Annotated in this window: 22 protein-coding genes; 16 read left to right on the top strand and 6 right to left on the bottom strand. The window is 54.6% G+C overall.

The annotated features are described in order from the left end of the window. The first annotated feature begins 7 nt into the window (after positions 1-7). The 6 genes from ACR0EO_RS17600 to sdhA all read left to right on the top strand — a co-directional run bounded on the left by ACR0EO_RS17600 (position 8) and on the right by sdhA (position 4,755). Positions 8-214 carry a DUF1737 domain-containing protein gene (locus ACR0EO_RS17600; RefSeq protein WP_480691980.1) on the top strand — a complete coding sequence of 69 codons (207 nt, stop codon included), beginning with the start codon at positions 8-10 and terminating at the stop codon, positions 212-214. Then, a complete protein-coding gene (locus ACR0EO_RS17605; RefSeq protein ID WP_480691982.1) occupies positions 214-1,242 on the top strand; it encodes a MaoC family dehydratase in 1,029 nt (342 codons plus the stop codon). Before ACR0EO_RS17600 ends, ACR0EO_RS17605 begins: the two co-directional genes overlap by 1 nt. A 57-nt stretch (positions 1,243-1,299) precedes the next feature. Then, positions 1,300-1,962 carry a DUF1194 domain-containing protein gene (locus ACR0EO_RS17610; RefSeq protein WP_480691984.1) on the top strand — a complete coding sequence of 221 codons (663 nt, stop codon included), beginning with the start codon at positions 1,300-1,302 and terminating at the stop codon, positions 1,960-1,962. A 198-nt stretch (positions 1,963-2,160) separates the two neighbouring features. Beyond that, entirely contained in the window at positions 2,161-2,547 is a 387-nt protein-coding gene (gene sdhC / locus ACR0EO_RS17615) for a succinate dehydrogenase, cytochrome b556 subunit (RefSeq protein ID WP_480691986.1), read from the top strand. Positions 2,548-2,559: 12 nt separating this feature from the next. After that, positions 2,560-2,931, top strand: coding sequence for a succinate dehydrogenase, hydrophobic membrane anchor protein (gene sdhD / locus ACR0EO_RS17620; RefSeq protein ID WP_480691988.1), 372 nt, complete (start codon positions 2,560-2,562; stop codon positions 2,929-2,931). Positions 2,932-2,949: 18 nt separating this feature from the next. Beyond that, on the top strand, positions 2,950-4,755 hold the full coding sequence (gene sdhA / locus ACR0EO_RS17625; protein WP_480691989.1) for a succinate dehydrogenase flavoprotein subunit: 1,806 nt from the start codon (positions 2,950-2,952) through the stop codon (positions 4,753-4,755). A gap of 93 nt (positions 4,756-4,848) precedes the next feature. On the opposite strand, the gene ACR0EO_RS17630 is transcribed toward sdhA, so the two are convergent. Continuing rightward, on the bottom strand, positions 4,849-5,727 hold the full coding sequence (locus ACR0EO_RS17630; protein WP_480691991.1) for a hypothetical protein: 879 nt from the start codon (positions 5,725-5,727) through the stop codon (positions 4,849-4,851). A 99-nt stretch (positions 5,728-5,826) separates the two neighbouring features. On the opposite strand from ACR0EO_RS17630, the gene ACR0EO_RS17635 reads away from it, so the two are divergent. From ACR0EO_RS17635 to ACR0EO_RS17645, 3 genes are all read left to right on the top strand, one after another. Continuing rightward, a complete protein-coding gene (locus tag ACR0EO_RS17635) occupies positions 5,827-6,534 on the top strand; it encodes a class I SAM-dependent methyltransferase (RefSeq protein ID WP_480691993.1) in 708 nt (235 codons plus the stop codon). A gap of 88 nt (positions 6,535-6,622) precedes the next feature. Then, positions 6,623-7,402, top strand: a complete 780-nt coding sequence (locus tag ACR0EO_RS17640; protein WP_480691995.1) for a succinate dehydrogenase iron-sulfur subunit — start codon at positions 6,623-6,625, stop codon at positions 7,400-7,402. A gap of 113 nt (positions 7,403-7,515) precedes the next feature. Further along, positions 7,516-7,686: a hypothetical protein gene (locus ACR0EO_RS17645; protein WP_480691997.1), complete on the top strand. Its 171-nt coding sequence runs from the start codon at positions 7,516-7,518 to the stop codon at positions 7,684-7,686. A gap of 275 nt (positions 7,687-7,961) precedes the next feature. Here ACR0EO_RS17645 and deoD read toward each other — a convergent pair whose 3' ends face one another. The 3 genes from deoD to ACR0EO_RS17660 form a co-directional block, all read right to left on the bottom strand. Beyond that, positions 7,962-8,675 (bottom strand): purine-nucleoside phosphorylase, encoded by a 714-nt coding sequence (gene deoD, locus ACR0EO_RS17650; RefSeq protein ID WP_480691999.1) that lies wholly within the window; start codon positions 8,673-8,675, stop codon positions 7,962-7,964. Positions 8,676-8,691: 16 nt separating this feature from the next. Beyond that, the gene (locus ACR0EO_RS17655) at positions 8,692-9,009 is read right to left on the bottom strand and encodes an H-NS histone family protein (RefSeq protein ID WP_480692226.1); all 318 of its coding nucleotides are present in this window, start codon (positions 9,007-9,009) and stop codon (positions 8,692-8,694) included. A 125-nt stretch (positions 9,010-9,134) separates the two neighbouring features. After that, on the bottom strand, positions 9,135-11,102 hold the full coding sequence (locus ACR0EO_RS17660; protein ID WP_480692001.1) for a protein meaA: 1,968 nt from the start codon (positions 11,100-11,102) through the stop codon (positions 9,135-9,137). Between the two features lie 144 nt (positions 11,103-11,246). Here ACR0EO_RS17660 and ACR0EO_RS17665 point away from each other — a divergent pair, with 144 nt between their 5' ends. The 7 genes from ACR0EO_RS17665 (at position 11,247) to ACR0EO_RS17695 (ending at position 18,156) form a co-directional block, all read left to right on the top strand. Further along, positions 11,247-12,635 (top strand): 1-acyl-sn-glycerol-3-phosphate acyltransferase, encoded by a 1,389-nt coding sequence (locus ACR0EO_RS17665; RefSeq protein WP_480692003.1) that lies wholly within the window; start codon positions 11,247-11,249, stop codon positions 12,633-12,635. A gap of 111 nt (positions 12,636-12,746) precedes the next feature. After that, positions 12,747-14,033, top strand: coding sequence for a crotonyl-CoA carboxylase/reductase (gene ccrA / locus ACR0EO_RS17670; RefSeq protein WP_480692004.1), 1,287 nt, complete (start codon positions 12,747-12,749; stop codon positions 14,031-14,033). Positions 14,034-14,238: 205 nt separating this feature from the next. Next, positions 14,239-14,457, top strand: coding sequence for a hypothetical protein (locus tag ACR0EO_RS17675; protein WP_480692006.1), 219 nt, complete (start codon positions 14,239-14,241; stop codon positions 14,455-14,457). Continuing rightward, positions 14,396-15,115 (top strand): helix-turn-helix transcriptional regulator, encoded by a 720-nt coding sequence (locus ACR0EO_RS17680; protein ID WP_480692008.1) that lies wholly within the window; start codon positions 14,396-14,398, stop codon positions 15,113-15,115. Before ACR0EO_RS17675 ends, ACR0EO_RS17680 begins: the two co-directional genes overlap by 62 nt. Before the next feature lie 84 nt (positions 15,116-15,199). Then, a complete protein-coding gene (locus ACR0EO_RS17685; protein ID WP_480692009.1) occupies positions 15,200-15,838 on the top strand; it encodes an acyl-homoserine-lactone synthase in 639 nt (212 codons plus the stop codon). Between the two features lie 60 nt (positions 15,839-15,898). After that, positions 15,899-17,431: an ATP-dependent DNA helicase gene (locus tag ACR0EO_RS17690; protein WP_480692011.1), complete on the top strand. Its 1,533-nt coding sequence runs from the start codon at positions 15,899-15,901 to the stop codon at positions 17,429-17,431. Further along, a complete protein-coding gene (locus ACR0EO_RS17695) occupies positions 17,428-18,156 on the top strand; it encodes an SDR family oxidoreductase (protein WP_480692013.1) in 729 nt (242 codons plus the stop codon). Before ACR0EO_RS17690 ends, ACR0EO_RS17695 begins: the two co-directional genes overlap by 4 nt. 3 nt (positions 18,157-18,159) lie before the next feature. On the opposite strand, the gene ACR0EO_RS17700 is transcribed toward ACR0EO_RS17695, so the two are convergent. Together ACR0EO_RS17700 and ACR0EO_RS17705 are read right to left on the bottom strand one after the other, a co-directional pair. Continuing rightward, the gene (locus tag ACR0EO_RS17700; protein WP_480692015.1) at positions 18,160-18,927 is read right to left on the bottom strand and encodes a TIGR02186 family protein; all 768 of its coding nucleotides are present in this window, start codon (positions 18,925-18,927) and stop codon (positions 18,160-18,162) included. A 2-nt stretch (positions 18,928-18,929) separates the two neighbouring features. Beyond that, on the bottom strand, positions 18,930-19,850 hold the full coding sequence (locus ACR0EO_RS17705; protein WP_480692017.1) for a sulfite exporter TauE/SafE family protein: 921 nt from the start codon (positions 19,848-19,850) through the stop codon (positions 18,930-18,932). Between the last annotated feature and the right edge of the window lie 195 nt (positions 19,851-20,045).

Genomic DNA, 20,045 nt, shown 5'->3' on the forward strand with positions numbered 1-20,045 from the left:
GGATAAGATGTCAAAACTCTATCGTCTTTTGACCGAGGAAGACACATCAGCCTTCTGTCACAAGATCTCAGAAGCACTGGCCAAAGGGTGGGAGCTGTATGGCGACCCATCCTATGCCTATGACGCGGGCAACGGCGTGATGCGTTGTGCGCAGGCCGTGACCAAAGAGGTCGAGGCCGACTATTCCCCCGAAATGAAACTGGGACAGCAATAATGGCAAAGACAAATCCGGGCCGCTTTTTTGAGGATTATTCTGTTGGGCAAGTGCTGCATCACGCAGTACCGCGCACTGTAACTGATGGTGAGCGTGCGTTGTATCACGCTCTCTATCCAGCGCGTCATGCACTCTATTCCTCGGATGAGTTCGCCCGGGTTTGTGGCCTGCCACAAAGCCCGATTGACGATCTTGCGGCGTTCCACGTGGTGTTCGGTAAAACAGTCCCCGATATCTCACTGAACGCGGTCGCCAACCTCGGGTACGCCGAAGGGCGGTGGCTGAAGCCTGTCTATTCCGGCGATACGCTGCGCTCTGAGTCCGAGGTGATCGGGGTCAAGCAGAATTCGAACGGCAAGACCGGCGTGGTCTGGGTTCGCACACGCGGTCTGAACCAACGCGATGAAGTGGTTATCGAGTATGTGCGTTGGGTGATGGTGCGTAAGTCGGACATCGACGCCCCTGCGCCCAAGACGGTTGTGCCCGAATTGAAAAAGGTGCTCGATCCGAGCGATCTGGTAGTGCCTGAGGGGCTCGATTTCTCAAACTATAGCTTTGTTCAATCTGGTGAATCGCATCGCTGGGGCGATTACGAGATCGGAGAAACTATCGACCATGTCGATGGTGTCACCGTAGAAGAGGCCGAACATATGCTCGCCACGCGCCTATGGCAAAACACGGCCAAGGTGCATTTTGACCTGACCTTCCGCCCAGATGGTCGGTTGATTTATGGTGGTCACGTGATCTCGATGGCGCGCGCTTTGTCGTTCAATGGGCTGGCCAATGCTCAGATGATCGTCGGCCTCAATGGTGGGGCCCATGCCAACCCGTGCTTCTCGGGCGACACGATTAAGGCTTGGTCCGAGGTGTTGGATAAAGCTGAAACCGGCGTGCCGGGTGTGGGTGCTATCCGACTACGGCTGGTTGCAACCAAAGGCGGCGAGCCATTTGAATTGAAAAACGCGGATGGAAAATACCTGTCCAACGTTCTCTTGGATCTGGACTACTGGGCTTTGATGCCAATCTGAAACAATGACCCACATTCATTTGAACGCAGCGCGCGACATCCATGTTAGGCTGCGTTCATGGTCTTGTGTCGCTCACTCGCTGCTTTTCTCTGTCTAACGCCGCCTGCTGCGGCGTGTGACCTTGCTTTGGCTTTGGCGGTGGACGTGTCCGGTTCCGTCGACTCGACCGAGTATAGGATTCAGATGGATGGGCTGGCTGCCGGACTGCGTGATCCAATCGTGTCCGAAGCCCTTTTGCGCGGACAAGCGCGTTTGATGTTGGTTCAGTGGACGGGTGCTTCTCGTCAAAAGGTCACGATACCTTGGACCAACATCGATAGTTTCGAGGCATTGGATAAGTTTGCGGATCGGGTGGCCAACGATCCCAGGGTTTGGCGCAACTTCTCAACCGCAATTGGTGAGGCATTGGAAATGACGGTGTCGAGTTTTGACGCCGTTTCCGAGTGTAAGCGTCATCTCATAGATATCTCCGGCGATGGCGTATCTAATGAAGGTATAGAGCCTTCGGAACTGCATGCGACATTGCGTAAGCAGGGCGTGACGGTGAATGCAATTGCGATTGAGGAAAGTGAGCCGGATCTGACCGCTTACTTCTTTGAAAACGTTATCGTGGGCGAAGGTGCTTTTGTTGTTTCCGCCACGGGTTTTGCCGATTACCCTGAGCGAATCCGCAAGAAACTGCTGCGAGAAGTTACCCAGCAAACCGCTGAGTTGGAGTAACGACTTCAGAGATTCGTCCTCAAGGCGCTAACATCAGAACGGAATAAATTTATTTGTGATCACGACATTATTTTGTGTGATCACATTTGTGGAATATCCGTGTTTTTGCGCCAATTATCGGCTTTTTTGCATCTGCAGCACGTGACAGAAGGCCAAAAAAAGGTAAAACCTTCGGAAGCCAACCGAAAAGGAGCCGCCATGGCCGATGTTAATCGGGGCAATCGCCCGTTATCGCCGCACCTGTCGATCTATCGTCCTCAGCTGACCTCGGTCACATCCATCCTGACGCGCATCACCGGGAACGCCATGATTGTGGCAGCCCTTCTGATTGTATGGTGGTTTCTGGCCGCTGCGACTTCGCCTGAGGCCTTCGCGCGTGCGAATTGGTGGCTGACCTCGGTTCTAGGTGATCTCGTGATGACCTTGTCGCTTTGGGGAATTTGGTACCATACCCTTGCTGGCGTTCGGCATCTGATCTGGGACAGTGCGATTGGTCTGGACATTCCCACAGCGACTAAGCTGGGTTGGGCAGTTGTGATCGGTTCGGTTGTCCTGACCCTACTTACCCTGCTTGTTGTCGCCTAAAGGAGGTCTGATATGCGTTATCTGACAGATCGCAAACGCGCCGCGGGCCTGGGATCGGCCAAAGCTGGAACGGCACATTTCTGGCGAATGAAGGTCAGCTCGGTGGCTTTGCTGATCCTCGTTCCGTTGTTCATCTTCACGTTTGGCCCGGTGTTGGGGCAGCCCTATGATGTGGTGCTGGATTATTATTCTCGCCCATTCCCGGCCATCGTTGCAGCGCTGACGCTTGTGATCGGCTTCAAACACTTTGCTGAAGGTGCTCAGGTGATGCTTGAGGACTATGTCCACGGCACCATGGAAAAAGTGCTGATCATCCTGACCATCTGCTTGTCTTACGGCGCGGCTGCCGCTGGCGTTTTCGCCATCGCACGCATTGCCCTTTAATTCCCGGAGCTGAAACAAATGGCTGCATACGAATACGAAACACACGAATATGACGTGGTCGTTGTCGGTGCCGGTGGGGCGGGTCTGCGCGCTACTCTGGGCATGGCTGAACAAGGGCTGCGCACCGCTTGTGTGACCAAGGTTTTCCCGACGCGTTCGCACACCGTGGCCGCACAGGGTGGCATTGCCGCGTCTCTGTCCAACATGGGTCCTGATCACTGGCAGTGGCACATGTATGACACTGTTAAAGGCTCGGACTGGCTGGGTGATACCGATGCGATGGAATATCTCGCTCGCGAAGCTCCTAAGGCTGTATATGAGTTGGAGCACTACGGCGTTCCCTTCAGCCGAACTGAAGAAGGCAAAATCTATCAGCGCCCGTTCGGCGGTCACACCACCGAATTCGGCGAAGGCCCAGCGGTGCAGCGGACCTGTGCGGCTGCTGACCGGACCGGTCACGCGATTCTGCACACGCTCTATGGTCAATCGCTGAAGAATAACGCTGAATTTTATATCGAGTACTTCGCTATCGATCTGGTCATGTCGGACGATGGTCAATGCCAAGGTGTTGTCTGCTGGAAGCTGGACGACGGTACAATGCACGTCTTCAACGCCAAGATGGTTGTGCTGGCGACTGGCGGTTACGGCCGCGCTTATTTCAGCGCGACTTCGGCCCACACTTGCACCGGCGACGGTGGTGGCATGGTGGCCCGTGCGGGTCTGGCACTTCAGGATATGGAATTCGTCCAGTTCCACCCAACCGGCATCTATGGCTCGGGCTGCCTGATCACCGAAGGTGCGCGCGGTGAGGGTGGTTACCTGACTAACTCTGAAGGCGAACGGTTTATGGAGCGTTATGCGCCCCAGTACAAAGACTTGGCGCCGCGTGACTACGTCTCGCGATCGATGACCATGGAAATCCGCGAAGGCCGTGGCCATGGTGAAAATGGTGATCACATTCACCTGAACCTCAGCCACCTGCCGGCTGAGGCTCTGGCAGAACGTCTTCCGGGTATCTCGGAATCTGCGCGCGTTTTTGCAGGTGTTGATGTTACCAAAGAGCCGATCCCGGTTCTGCCGACCGTTCACTACAACATGGGCGGTATTCCGACGAACTATTGGGGTGAGGTTCTGAACCCAACCGCCGAAGACCCGACCGCTGTCGTGCCGGGCTTGATGGCTGTGGGTGAGGCTGGGTGTGCTTCGGTCCACGGGGCGAACCGTTTGGGATCCAACTCTCTGATTGACCTTGTTGTGTTCGGTCGAGCCGCAGCGATCCGCGCGGGCAAAGTTGTTGATGCCGATGCTCCGAACCCAGTGCTGAACCAAGCCTCGGTCGATAAGGCCTTCGACCGGTTTGACGCTATACGCAACGCGAGTGGATCAATCCCAACCGCCGATCTGCGCCTAGAGATGCAGAAGACCATGCAAGCTGATGCGGCTGTGTTCCGTACTGCGAAAACCATGGCCGAAGGCGTCGAAAAGATGACCGCGATTGCCGCCAAGATGGACGACCTGAAAGTCACCGACCGCTCTTTGGTTTGGAACAGTGACCTGATGGAGTCTCTGGAGCTCACCAACCTGATGCCGAGTGCTTTGGCAACTATCGTTGGGGCAGAGGCACGTAAGGAATCTCGTGGCGCGCATGCGCATGAGGATTTCTCAGAACGCGACGACGAAAACTGGCGCGTTCACACTGTTTCGCGGGTTGAGGGTAATAAGGTTGATCTCAGCTATCGCCCTGTGATTGTCGATCCGCTGACAAACGAAGATGAAGGCGGCATTAGCCTTAAAAAGATCGCACCCAAGGCGCGGACATTCTAATCAAACGCCGCGCCTTTAATTCGCGCTTAAAAAGAAAAACCCACGCGATTTCATGTCAATCGCGTGGGTTTTTTTAGTCTGATCCCAACCTATTCAAAACAATCCTTTGAATCGCTCCGGCAATTGAAACAGCTCCGCCGACGCATGCACTTTGTGCTTGGTAAATGTAATGCCATTTTCGGTGATCAGGTTTTTGCTTTGTTCAATACTCGCAAGATAGCCAGAGCGATCCTCGGTCAAAGGGCCTGCGATTGGCATTTTGTGTAGGCTCGCAACCATGTCTTCAATGCCTTGATCCGATCCTCTCCAGGCACGGGCCGGCGTATTGTTTTTTCCCTTCGGAGCTTTGGTTGTTTTGCGCCGACGAACCGCGCGTGATCTAAACAGAGGGATGTCAAAATACCTCAGGTGAAACGCGACCAGATTGGTGTCGAAAAGGATGTCTTCGCTATAGGCAAAGTGGCCGCCTCGTCTCCACGAAATGGGTGCTTTTACCATACTTGGTTTGCCAAAACTTGTATTTACACGCACCAGCCCACGTTGATCCAAAACGCCTTTTTCAGGGTCAAAACCATCGGGTTCCTGATCTTCTCGGTGAATGATTTCAAGTCCGTAAGACGCAGTCACGTCGGCTTCGCGAGTCAGGATATAGGTGCTGATGTCCGTTCCGACCTTGGGGTCCAGCGTGATGATTTCATCAACGTCAGTGTAGAGGGCGGAGTCATGCATGACGGTCAAAGAACTCACGAAGTGGCTCAACATACGCCAGCGATCGTTTTCCATATGACGATACGGCGGTGGTCTGTGCATCTCAATCACATTGCAACCCCGCGCCATGCGTCGAAGTCTGCGATTGTTGCCGTGGACGATGACGTACATGCATTTTTTGTCTACATGTTGGGACCAGTACTGAACCCAAATCGGCAAGAACTCGTAGTCATCATAGACCATGGTCACGACTGCAAGTGACATGTAACTGCTCCGCTTTTTTGTTGGTTTCGAGTTGCCGATAATGCCTGTCAAAGTAGTATACAGTTTTGATAGAACAGCCACAATTCAGGGTGTGCGGATATGGACGCGGGCAAGTTATATAAAGGTCTTCACAAAGGCCATATCCGCCAGGAAGAGCCTCGCGTTCACTCGGCGCAGAGAATTTTCGGTTTATGTGACAGATTCCTGGACGCGAAGTCGGTCATCGATGTCGGATGCGGAGTTGGGTATTTGTTGTCCGAGTTTGAAAACCATGACCGTGAGGTCTGTGGTGTTGAAGGTGACTGGCTAGAAGACTCGGCCATCAAGTTTTCTGCTGACGCCTTGGTTCGGGCGGATCTGGAACGCCCATTCTCTTTGGATCGCAGGTTTGATCTTTGCGTTAGCACCGAAGTCGCAGAACATCTTGAACCCGCTCGCGCCGAAAGTTTTGTCGCGGACCTGACGCGTTTGTCTGATTGTGTCCTGTTTTCGGCGGCCATTGCAGGACAGGGGGGCACGGGACACAAGAATGAACAATGGCAGGATTACTGGGCTAACCTGTTCGATGTACAAGGTTATGATTTCTACGATGCATTCCGGCCCAACCTGTGGACAGACGCGGTGGTAATGGACTGGTTCAAACAGAATCTTATGCTGTTCGTCAAAAAGGGAACGAAGACCAGGCCCGAACTTACCGAGTATGCAAGCTCGGCCGATGCTGCAAGAATGATCGTTCCGAAGTATCACAACAAGATTGTCAGGCGAACTACCCGTCAATTGCGCAAACTTCGAAGAGAAAAGTCGTGAATACCACGGTATACGATTGAATGTCGCATTGTATTCCTGCGGTTTTTAGGGCAAGTTGCGCGCAAGTAGACCAAGGAATTTCAGGCACATGGTTCAACTGACCCTTCCCAAAAATTCCCGTATCACTACGGGCAAAACTTGGCCCAAGCCAGATGGCGCCAGCAATGTACGTAAATTCCAGATTTACCGCTGGAATCCCGAAGATGGGCAAAACCCTCGGGTGGATACCTATTATGTGGATATGGACAGCTGCGGTCCGATGGTTCTGGACGCGCTCATCAAGATCAAGAATGAGATTGATCCGACCCTGACGTTCCGGCGGTCTTGCCGCGAAGGTATTTGCGGGTCATGCGCAATGAATATCGACGGCATCAACACGCTGGCCTGTATCTACGGAATGGACGAGATCAAGGGGGACGTCAAAATCTACCCACTGCCGCACATGCCCGTGGTCAAAGACCTTATCCCCGATCTGACGCACTTCTATGCTCAGCACGCCAGTATCATGCCGTGGTTGGAAACTAAGACAAACCGTCCTGCGAAAGAATGGAAGCAATCCATCGAAGATCGCAAGAAACTGGATGGTCTTTATGAATGTGTGATGTGCGCCAGTTGCTCGACCTCTTGCCCGAGCTATTGGTGGAATGGCGACCGGTATCTTGGACCCGCAGCTCTGCTTCATGCATATCGCTGGATTATCGATAGCCGGGACGAAGCCACAGGTGAGCGTCTGGATGAATTGGAAGATCCGTTCAAACTGTATCGCTGCCACACGATCATGAACTGTGCCAAGACCTGTCCAAAAGGTCTGAACCCGGCCAAGGCGATCGCTGAAATCAAAAAGATGATGGTCGAGCGCTCGGTCTAAAATTAGCTATGCGAAAGACGTGTTTTGCCTTGCATTGATTGCATGGCGAGGATGCGAATTTGTGTAATGCAGCCTTCCCTGTTCGGGGCTAAGTTTCGAGCAGGGAGGAGTGATTGAACCGAAACGGAATCGCTCCGATGCAGACACAAAACACTGAAATAAAACCAAAAGCAGCTGAGGCGCTGGAACTTCTGGAACAGGCTTGGGCCTACTACACCCCAGAAGCTCATCAGGTTGAAACACAGCGTGAACCGGAATTGTTCGAGTACGCGAACGCGGCCTGATCTAAACACACCTGACTTGCAAAATCGGAACAGAACGGGCAATGCACAAGCATGCCCGTTTTGTTACTTCTTTTGGCCGCAGGGGTGTTTGCCTACTTGTTTTGGCGGTCGCGCACGTCTTCTTTGACCCGGGATTGCCGCTGGCGGCAGCATCGAAAAGAGGGCCTTTGGATCTGTGCGTTTTGCGGTGCGCAACAGGAAGGTGATGATAGTCCGACCGATTGCCTGAAGGGAAATTCCAAGTAGAGCAGGGCGAACTATCGCCCTGTCAGGTGTTATACCGAATCTGGAAACGCGGACTGCAGTGCAATTTCCACCATGTCACCAAAGCTGCTCTCGCGTTCAGCAGAGGGTAGGGCCTCTCCGGTTAAAAGATGGTCGGAAACAGTGAGAACAGCCAGGGCCCGACACTTGTGGCGCGCGGCCAGTATGTAGAGCTCTGCAGCTTCCATCTCGACCCCTAGAATGCCATGCCGAACCATCTGTTCGTTCAGATCAGGGCGCTCATCATAGAAAACGTCCGACGAATAGATGCCGCCGATATGGGTTGGTGTACCCTTGGCTGCTGCTGCCGTCGCTGCCGCCTGTAGCAGACCCCAATCAGCACATGGGGCAAAGTTCAGTTCTTTCATGATGCCGCGTGACGGGGTGCTGAGTGTTGTCGACGTCATGGCAAGAATGACGTCGCGCACATTGATGTCGTCCTGCATTCCGCCGCACGAACCGATACGGATCAGAGTCTTGGCACCATAGTCGCGGATCAGCTCATTCACATAAATCGACAGGGATGGCATACCCATACCGCTGCCTTGGATTGAGACAGGATTTCCGCGCCATTTGCCAGTAAACCCCAGCATACCGCGCACGTTATTGACCAGTTTGACATCTTCCAAAAACGTTTCCGCGGCCCATTTCGCGCGATAGGGGTCGCCGGGTAATAGAACGGTTTCGGCGATTTCGCCTTTTTGGGCACCAATATGAATTGTCATTTCAATCCAATTCCCATCAGATTTCTAAATCAGATATATCCGCACCGGCTTTTAGGGCATCGTGGACCCATTGAGGTTTACGGCCCCGCCCCGACCAAGTCTGTTCAGGATTGGATGGGTTTTTATATTTTGCCTGTGATTTCTGTATCTTGCCAGATCCGTTGCCGCCGGTGGCCAATTCCGAAAGCGAGAATCCGAATTCAGCGGCAGCTTTTTCAGCGGCCTTCAGCGCTTCTTTTCTTTCGCGTTTTTCGGCGGTTTTCAGCGCCTTTTCTATTTGGTCGCGCAAATCCAACAGCTCTTTGCGCGACATTTTATCTAGGCTGATCGCCATCGGTATTCTCCATTCCGTAAATCGCCACGAGTGGGCGCAATAACCCACCGTAATTCTTAAAGCGGTTTTTATCTATCCCTTTAGTGAAAGGGATAGATGCGGAATGTTCCGAAGTAATGCGATTGTTATTGAGCGGCCATGTTTTGTGGATCTACCAGAGTAACAATGTCGCCCATTATGGAATTTAGCTCGAAGTTCTTGGGCGTATAGATTTTCGCCACACCCATTGCTGTGAGCTTCGCCGCATCTTCATCCGGGATAATTCCCCCGACAACCACGGGGACATTGTCCAACCCTGCTTCGCTCAAGCGCGCCATAACATCCTCGACCAGAGGGATATGGCTGCCGGACAGGATCGACAAGCCGATCACGTGGGCTTTGTCTTCAATTGCAGCAGATACGATTTCCTCAGGCGTCAGGCGGATGCCTTCATAGCTTATATCCATGCCGCAATCCCGGGCGCGGAACGCGATCTGCTCGGCTCCGTTGGAGTGGCCGTCCAAACCTGGTTTGCCGACCAGAAACTTCAGTCGGCGACCTAACTTGTCGCTTACGGTATCCACTGCCGCCCGCAAGTCATCCAACCCTTCGGTTTTGTTCGAAACCGAGCCTGAAACGCCGGTCGGGCCGCGATATGTGCCGTAAACCTTACGCATTTCCTCGGCCCATTCTCCGGTGGTGACACCGGCCTTGGCGGCGGCAATCGAAGGCTCCATAACGTTGGTTCCGGATTGGGCCGCTGCGCGGAGCGCGGCCAGAGCGACAGCAACAGCGGCATCGTCACGCTCAGCTCGCCACTCATTCAGGCGGTTGATCTGTTCCTGCTCGACGGCCGGGTCGACGACCATTATGCCGCCGTCCTCGGTCTGCAGTGGGGATGGCTCGCCTTCGATCCATTTATTTACGCCAACAACGACGGTCTCGTTGCGTTCGATACGGTTCAGTCGCTCGGCATTGGAATCGACCAGGCGAGATTTCATGTATTCAATCGAAGCGACGGCGCCGCCCATCGAATCCAAATTGCTCAGCTCTGCCCGAGCGCCTTCCTTTAGTTCTTCGACTTTGGCATCGACTGCGGGGTTGCCGTCGAACAGATCGCCGTATTCCAGCAGGTCGGTCTCGTAAGCCAAAATCTGTTGCATCCGCATCGACCATTGCTGATCCCACGGGCGGGGCAGGCCAAGGGCTTCGTTCCATGCAGGCAACTGAACCGCACGAGCGCGAGCCTTTTTCGAAAGTGTTACGGCCAGCATCTCGATCAAGATGCGGTACACGTTGTTTTCCGGTTGCTGCTCGGTCAAACCCAGCGAGTTCACCTGAACGCCATAGCGGAAACGGCGGAACTTGGGGTCTTCGACTCCGTAGCGGTCTTTAAGAATTTCATCCCAAAGATCAACGAAGGCACGCATTTTGCACATTTCGGTAACAAAGCGGATACCGGCGTTCACAAAGAAGGAAATCCGGCCACAGAGTGCTGGAAAATCTTCAGCAGGGACGCGCGGGCGCAGTTCGTCCAACACGGCGATGGCAGTGGCCAACGCGTAGGCCAGCTCTTGCTCGGGTGTCGCGCCGGCCTCTTGCAGGTGATAGGAACACACGTTCATCGGGTTCCATTTTGGCACGTTGGTGTAGCAGTACTCGGCTACGTCCGCGATCATCTTAAGCGATGGCTTCGGCGGGCACACGTAAGTGCCGCGGCTTAGATATTCCTTGATCAGGTCGTTCTGAACCGTGCCCTGCAGTTTAGAGACATCGGCACCCTGTTCCTCGGCCACCGCGATATACAGCGCCAGCAGCCACGGTGCTGTCGCGTTGATCGTCATCGAGGTGTTCATCTGCTCAAGCGGGATTTGGTCGAACAGAACTCGCATGTCGCCCAGATGGCTGATCGGAACGCCCACTTTGCCAACCTCGCCCCGCGCAAGCGTATGGTCGCTGTCATAACCGGTCTGAGTCGGCAAATCGAAGGCCACGGACAGGCCTGTCTGACCCTTCGCCAGGTTCCCGCGATACAACGCGTTCGACGCTTTGGCGGTGGAATGACCGGCATAGGTTCGGATGAGCCAAGGGCGATCTTTCTGCGTCTGCGTCATAGCTGGGCCTCGTGAGTTGTGTGGGCAACAAAATTACGTTCTTGGGTTCTAAAGCGCAATTTTCGGGATATGTCAATTCGCTGCGTCGCGGCATATGTGGTTCTTCAGATTGTAGGTGCCACAGTTTGGTGGCAGGGTGCCGCTATGACTCAGACCGTGGAACTTCCGCTTTGGCTTTTTTTGCTGATCCTGCTGTTTGCCGCGGTCACGTTGGCTTCGCATTTTCTGTTTCCGTCCGTCCGGTGGTTTTTCCGCCGTCGGCTTGAGCGTGCTGTAAAACGCGTGAACAAACGCCTACAACGGCCGATCCAGCCGTTCAAACTTGCACGGCGTCACGATATGATTCAGCGGCTCATCTACGATCCTCAGGTGGGTCTTGCAGTCCAAGCCCACGCGCAGGAAGAAGGTGTTCCTGAGGCGGTCGCCTTTGAACAGGCCCGGCGTTATGCGCGTGAAATCGTCCCGTCTTTTTCTGCGGTAGCTTATTTCAGTATCGCCATTCGCCTGACCCGCATGCTGAGCAATGCGTTTTACAACGTTCGGCTTAGTTACATGGATGAAAAGGCCATCGAGGGCATCGACCCAGACGCGACGGTTGTGTTCGTAATGAACCACCGCAGTAACATGGACTATGTCTTGGTCACCTACCTGGCGGCGCAGCAATCGGCGCTGTCTTATGCCGTGGGAGAATGGGCGAGGGTCTGGCCGCTTAGCCGCCTTATCAGGGCGATGGGCGCGTACTTTATCCGCCGCAAGTCAGGGAGCGAACTGTATCGCCAAGTGTTGGCTTGCTACGTGCGCCACGCGACCGAAGCGGGTGTTACGCAGGCGATGTTTCCCGAAGGTGGCCTTAGTCTGACAGGAGCGTTGGGCCGGCCAAAGCTCGGGTTGCTCAAGTACATCATTGATGCCACTCGCCCCGATGGGCGTGATGTTGTGTTTGTTCCGGTTGCCCTGAACTATGACCGCGTATTGGAAGATACCATCCTGACCAAGGCCGCATTGGGCAATGAACGCAGGTTTCGCGCCAGGATCGGAGTGATTGCATGGTGGATACTCAAGCAGATCGGCCGGCGACTGGTCGGGCGATATCAACGATTCGGCGTTGCTTCGGTGCGGTACGGTCTGCCGGTTTCGCTGAATGCGTTCCGCGAAGGCCGTGAAGCAAACCTGATGACGGATCTCGCGCGCGATCTGATGGATGGGATTGGCAAAGCGATTCCGCTAGTTCCCGGACCTGCTGCCTGTTGGTTAGTGCGCGAGCAGGGGGAGATCCCTGAAGACACCGCAATAGCCTTGATCGACCAACTCATGCGACGCAACGGAACTTCTGTACCGTTGGAGCGATCCGCGATTGAGGCCGCTATCCGCCAGTTAGTCGATCGGCGCATCCTGAAACTGGACGCGGGGAAATTATCCTCGTCTGATCAAAGGGTTGACTTACTAAAGTACTACGCGGCTTCGGCACCTTTGGACGCTGAACGGGTTCTCGCTGCGTCTGCAAAGGAAATTTCTGCATCTGCTGGGTCATAAAATTACAAAATGAACTCAAAATATGTTGCAATATTTCTCGTTGGCCAATATCTCATCCATTAGGACACGCGATTCTGCATCGCGGCAATGGTTAAAATAAAGGAGGCCAATATGGCTCTGGACACCGACAACGGCATCGCGTCGTACGAGGCACCGGAAAAAGACCTCTATGAGATGGGCGAAATCCCTCCGATGGGGTACGTGCCAAAACAAATGTACGCATGGGCGATCCGCAAAGAGCGTCATGGCGAACCGGACACAGCGATGCAGCTGGAAGTGGTCGATGTCCCCAAGCTGGACAGCCACGAGGTGCTGGTTCTGGTGATGGCAGCTGGCGTTAACTACAACGGCGTCTGGGCGTCGCTGGGTAAACCGATCAGCCCTTTTGACGGCCATGGTCAACCTTTCCACATTGCGGGTTCTGATGCGTCGGGTATCGTTTGGGCCGTAGGTGACAAGGTCAAGCGTTGGAAAGTCGGTGACGAAGTTGTGATCCACTGCAATCAGGATGACGGCGACGACGAAGCCTGTAACGGTGGCGACCCGATGTATTCGGATTCGCAGCGCATCTGGGGATATGAGACCCCCGATGGCTCGTTCGCGCAGTTCACCAATGTTCAGGCTCAACAGCTGATGCCGCGCCCCAAGCATCTGACTTGGGAAGAAAGCGCATGCTACACGCTGACGCTGGCAACTGCTTACCGTATGCTTTTCGGTCACGAACCTCATGATCTGAAACCGGGTCAGAACGTTCTGGTCTGGGGTGCGTCGGGCGGTCTGGGGTCCTATGCGATCCAGCTGATTAACACTGCGGGTGCAAACGCGATCGGTGTTATCTCGGACGAAAGCAAGCGTGACTTTGTAATGGGTCTGGGCGCCAAGGGCGTTCTGAACCGCAAAGATTTCAACTGCTGGGGGCAGCTGCCGACAGTGAACACGCCGGAATATGCCGAGTGGTTCAAAGAGGCCCGCAAATTCGGCAAGGCAATCTGGGACATCACCGGCAAAGGCGTGAACGTCGATATGGTGTTCGAACACCCCGGCGAAAGCACTTTCCCGGTCTCGACCTTCGTCGTGAAAAAAGGCGGTATGGTTGTGATCTGTGCCGGAACGACTGGATACAACCTGACCTTCGACGTGCGTTACATGTGGATGCACCAGAAACGCCTGCAGGGTTCGCACTTTGCGCATCTCAAACAGGCGTCTGCAGCGAACCAGCTAATGGTCGAGCGCCGTCTCGATCCTTGCATGTCCGAAGTATTTTCCTGGAGCGAACTGCCCGAGGCGCACATGAAGATGATGCGGAATGAGCATAAGCCCGGCAACATGTCTGTTCTGGTTCAAGCACCTCGGACTGGCATGCGTACACTGGAAGAAGTGTTGGACGCTCGCGGTTAACAGTTCGAAAGCAAAATGACGCACCCGCGATTCGGCCAGCCGACTCGCGGGTGTTTGCGTTTCTGGATGTAAATTGTTTTTTTACAATAGCTTGATGGGGTGCGCCTCGCTATTTTGGGGGAGTAGAAAGCAGTGAATAGCCAGAAAAAAGATGCACATGCTATGGTTGTGTTAACCCTTCGTTAACCGTTTCGGAGAGACTTTGATGGCGCAAAATGAGTGGATTTTGGACGTTTTGTCGGATCTTAACGCCTTCGCGGTTGAGAACGGTCTGATCGCGCTTGCCGAGCAGTTGGATGATACCAAACTGATCGCCGCAGCCGAGATTGCGTCCATGAAGACTGAGGTATGGGCGCCCGCGGATGGGAATAAAACTCGATATGAGCCGGGTCCTGGAGGACTTGGAAAACACCAGCACGCTTGAAGAATTAAGTGCCGTTGCAGTCCGGCTGCGGGACAGGCTGCAGATTGAGCACCTAATTTACCACTGGGTTGATGGTGCTGGTGACCAATACGGTTATACCACCTATCCGGACGCATGGGCGGAACGGTATCGCGAACTGAACTACCATCGTATTGATCCGGTTATTCTTGGGTGTTTCCAACGTTTCCATCCGGTTGATTGGAAAACGCTGGACTGGTCTAGCAAAGTAGCAAAGGCCTTTTTGCAGGACGCACAGAGTCATGGAGTTGGCAATCAGGGGTACTCGATCCCGATCCGAGGCCCCAACGGGCAATTCGCTTTATTCACCGTGAACCATTCCTGCGACGATGACGCTTGGAAAGCTTTCATCGAGCGCCACGGTCGAGAGTTGATCCTGATTGCCCATTATTTCAATCGCAAGGCGCTTGAATTTGAACGTAACCGGCAACCCGATGCGCCGCGCAGTCTGTCACCACGTGAAGTTGATGCGATGACCTTGCTGGCGCTGGGTTACAGCCGGGCTCAGGTCGCGCATTCGCTGTCCATTTCCGAGCACACCCTGCGGGTCTATATCGAAAGCGCGCGCGCTAAGCTTGGTGCACAGAATACAACGCACGCTATCGCTACGGCGCTGAGCAGAGGATTAATAGTGGTTTAAGAGGCGCGCGTCCCTCGAACCGGAAATTAACCATGACTTCGTACCCCCTTCGTTCTTGCACAGGACGACAAGGGGAAGAATGTCATGTTGCGCTATTTGTTTGCCGACGAATTGCATAAGTTTCCAAAGCTGGTGGACGGCATGTTCCGAGATCGCGCGGATCAGTTCAAAACCAGACTGGGCTGGGATGTCCAAGTTAACGAAAACGGAGAAGAGAGGGATCAGTACGATGATCTGAACCCGCTCTACGTCATCTGGGAAGAAGAGGATGGCAGCCATGGCGGCTCCATGCGTGTTCTGCCAACTACGGGTTCTGTTATGATTAATGAGGTCTTTGGTCATCTGACCGGTGGCAAGCCCGTCTGCAGTCCCCTGATATGGGAAGTCACCCGTTTCTGTCTTTCGCGCACCGCCAGTCCGCACACCGCAGGGGCGATCATGCTTAGCGGCGGTGAGATCATGGAGGGATTTGGTCTGACGCATATTGCCGGTGTCTTTGACGCCCGTATGATTCGGATCTATCGCCTAATTGGATCGTCCCCCGTGGTTTTGGGGTCTCAAGGACAGGGTCGAGATCAAATTTCGGTTGGGCTGTGGCCCTATTCAGCTGAGGATTGTAACCGCGTGGCTGAACGCGCCGGTATCCCGCGGGAACTGTCGCGCCTGTGGTTTAAGACTGCGTTTGGAACCGGACGTCAGCACCGGTTCGCCCTGTCTGCTTGAGAGGCGTAAAACCTTAATCCCTCTCTGGTTATAGCTGGCTCGGCCCTGTAGGGTCGCGCCATGTCTATGCCCCCCGTGACCTTCTCTGACGATCAGGCAGCCGCGTATGACAGCATCGCAGAGATGCTGAGATCCGCAGGTGTTGACCTGGATGACGATGCCCTGTTGAAACTGCCGGGTGCGGGAAAATCCGGCGTGATGGCAGTCATTGGTAAGGCAGGGTCGGGCAAGACTCTGCTACTGGCAGAGCTTTACAAAGCCCTGGCCGAGACGGGCGTTCAAATCGTCTCGGGGGATTTCGAAAGCCGCAAAGCGCGGGAAAAACGTAGCTTGGCTATTCTTGCGCCCACCAACAAGGCGGCCAGCGTTTTGCGTTTGCGCGGCGTGCCGGCCACGACCATTCACCGCATCCTTTACACGCCGGTTTACGACCCCGAGTACGAACGTATCGCAGAGTGGTTGGCGGGCAACGACGAACGACCAGAAATCGAAGGATTGACTGACGAGGCGCTGGATCGTGCTGCGGCTTTCTACGAGAACAACAAGTCCATCCCCGGCGCGTTGGCTGCGGCTGGGTTGCGCGGGTCGGACTTTATCACTGGCTGGAAGCGTCGGGACGAACCCTTGGATATCGGGTTCGTGGATGAAGCCTCAATGCTGGATGATCGGCAATTCGAAGACCTGCAGGAGATTTTTCCAACTCTTCTTTTGTTTGGTGATCCCGCGCAGTTGGCCCCGGTCAATCAGTCTGGCAGCATGGTGTTTGAAGCTTTGCCTGAGCCGCGCAAACAGATTCTGCACCGTGTTCATCGGCAGGATGCGGATAACCCAATTCTTGACCTTGCCCATGCCCTGGCTGACCCGCAGATGGGGTTCGAGGATTTCGAACGTTTAGTCGAACAAACCGCTCGGACAGATGATCGCGTGGTTTGGGGGCAAAGGGTCGAAGTGGATTTGATGGCCCGAAGCCCGGTTCTGGTCTGGCGAAACGCTACACGTATCCGCCTGATCCAAGCCTTTCGGAACGTTCATGGCGCGCCGGATACAGAGCTCTTGGAAGGTGAACCGCTGATCTGCGACGGTATCGAGCTTCCACTGAAGCATCGCAAGAAGAGACTGGATCTTGAGGCACGTGGACTGATCAAGGGGGCGCAGGTCATCTATCTGGGGCCGGGACGTAAGCCTGGATTCTCGCGCTTGCACGTCATGGGTGCCGAAGATCCGCAAGTCAGTGCTGCATCCATTGTTAAAATCGAGAAGCCAGACGAAGAAGAACCCTTTATTCCATATGCGGCCCGCATGGGCGCGACCTTTCTGCACGGGGCGGCAGTGACCATTCATAAGGCGCAGGGCTCGCAATGGGACACCGTCCAGGTCTTTGCCCCGGACATTTACGCCGCTGCGAGAATGGGCCGAACCGAAGCAGGGCAACCTTTATGGAAAAGGCTGGCCTATGTGGCTATCACCCGCGCGCAAGAAAGGCTGATCTGGGTCGTTCGAAACCGTCTGGCGAAACCTACTTATCCGCTGCGTGTAGATGACCTGCGCGCTGTACCGGCAGCATCGCTGACACTGGAGGCCGAGGAAACATGAAATCCATAATCGTAACCGGCGCGAGCGCGGGCATTGGGCAGGCTGCAGCAGAGCTCTTCCTGGCCGAAGGTTGGACAGTAGGTTTGTTAGCTCGCAGTGCGGACAAGTTGCAAAAGATGGCGTTGGGCAACGAAAACGCGATTCCTCTGGTCGCAGATGTCACCGACGCGGATGCGGTGCAGGCGGCGTTCACTGAGTTTCAGGAAAAAGTGGGTCGTCTGGACGTACTGTTCAACAACGCCGGGATTTTCGCACCGGGTGGCACCATTGATGAGATCGCGCTGGAGGATTGGTACCAAAGCGTCAACGTTAACCTTAACGGTATGTTCCTAAGCGCGCGCGAAGCGTTCAAGACCATGCGTCACCAGTCCCCACAGGGCGGGCGCATTATAAATAACGGCTCGATTGCCGCCCATGTACCGCGTCCGAATTCAGTGCATTACTCGGCCACGAAGCATGCCATCACCGGCCTGACCCGCAGCCTGTCTTTGGACGGGAGGGACTTTGGCATCGCTTGCGGTCAGATCGATATCGGGAATGCTCGCACTCAAATGGTGCAGGGGCTAGTCGACAATGCTATTGCCGCTGGGCAAGAGCCTGATCCCACTATGGCCGTTGAAGATGCTGCACGCTCGGTGCTGCATATGGCTAACCTGCCCCCCGAAGCCAATGTTCAGTTCATGACCGTGATGGCCACGACGATGCCGTATATTGGCCGCGGGTAAAGGTTAATTCTCGCGTAGCAGCCTGAACGCGGTCGATGCGCCCCAACCGGCCGCAATCGCGATGACCAGAGACATCAGACCGTACCAGACCGGCTGCTGGCGGGACATGTTATAGAGGAACCGCTCTAGCCCCACCTTACGCACGTCGATTGTGGTTTCGAATTGCGAAACGATTGCTTTTCCGCGGGTCAGGAAGATACGCGCCACGTAATCACCTTCGGTCAGGTCGGCTGGCATATCGATCGAGGTTCTGAACAGGGTTTGCTCGTCCACAGCCACAGTGTTCTCGCGGATAGAGTAGAGGCCTTCGTCCTCGCGGATGCGAACAACGGCTTCTGCAAAGTCCTGTGCGCCTTCAACATCCATAGACGCACCAACTGACCTGATAGCGTTTTCAATCGAAATCTTGTGACGCAGGTCTTCGGTGTCTGAAAGAATTTCTTTGATCGGCGCGCTTGTCGCAACGGCGTAAAAGCTTGGGGCAAGGTCCACTAGAATGCTGTCTGTATTGACCCAGATACCCAGTTTGCGTGCCTTCCTTCGTACCACCACAGGGCTGGAAGGTCCGACAACCGACACGATCACCTCAAGCGGGGGGCCGTCCGGGATTGGCGTTTCACGTTTCACGGCACCAAAGATCAAGATCTCTGAGCCATCGAAATTTGCAGTGATGGCAACGCGGTCCTGACTCAGACCCAGCACGACCTGTTCATCTTCTGCCACGGCGGGCGTGCAAATTAGGATAAGCAGGGCAATCAGGCGTTTCAGCATGATCAGTGCCCCCCTTCAGCGCCGAGGGAGTACAACTCAGAAGGCTCAATCAACAAGTCCAAGGCCAGTTTCCCGCAGACCACCAAAACGAGAGCGGCCAGTAGGACCCGCAGTTGTTCGGCAGGCATTCGTGCACCGATCACGGTTCCGATCTGCGCCCCAATGACGCCGCCGACCAGTAGCAACACGGCCAGAACGATATCAACGGTGTAGTTCGTCGTGGCGTGCAGCATGGTGGTGAAGGCTGTCACGAAGATGATCTGAAACAGGGATGTTCCAACCACGACTTTGGTGGGCATGCCCAACAGATAGATCATCGCGGGCACCATGATGAATCCGCCGCCAACGCCCATAATTGCCGACAAAATGCCAACGCAAAGCCCAACCAGTACAGGCGGAATGACCGAGATATAAAGGCCCGAAGTGCGAAACCGCATCTTGAAGGGCATGGAGTGCACCCAGCCGCGCTGACGCCGTTTTGCGGGGCCTGCTGTGCCTTTCTTGGATTTTCGCAGAGCATTCAGGCTTTCGATGAACATCAGGCTGCCGACAACGCCAAGGAAAACGACGTAGCAAAGCGTAACCAACAGATCGACCTGGCCCAGGCTTTTGAGATAGTTGAAGATCACCACCCCAAGCGCAGCACCGATTAACCCCCCGGTTAACAGGACCGTGCCCATTTTCAGATCTACTGTTTTTCGTCGAAAATGTGCCAAAACACCTGAAAACGAAGAAGCTACGATTTGGTTGGCTTCGGTCGCGACGGCGACGGCAGGTGGAATGCCGATGAAGAACAGCAGAGGCGTCATCAGGAATCCGCCGCCCACTCCGAACATACCTGATAGGATGCCGACCATCCCCCCGAGCCCTAACAAAAGAAAGGCGTTTACGGATACTTCGGCGATAGGAAGGTAAATCTGCATGATCGACTAATAAATGAGGCCAGATGCATCACGCAACGTGACACTGTTGGTCTCAAGACAATGTGGTGTGGCTTGAGCACAGCGTACTGGAGCAAAATCCCGTTGCCGTGCGGTGACTAGATGTGGATCGCATCGCATTCCTTGCTGCGCTACGATCGCTTGATAGGGGTGAACGTGTTGAATTGGTTTAATTCC

Source organism: Ruegeria sp. BE9, from assembly GCF_056538765.1.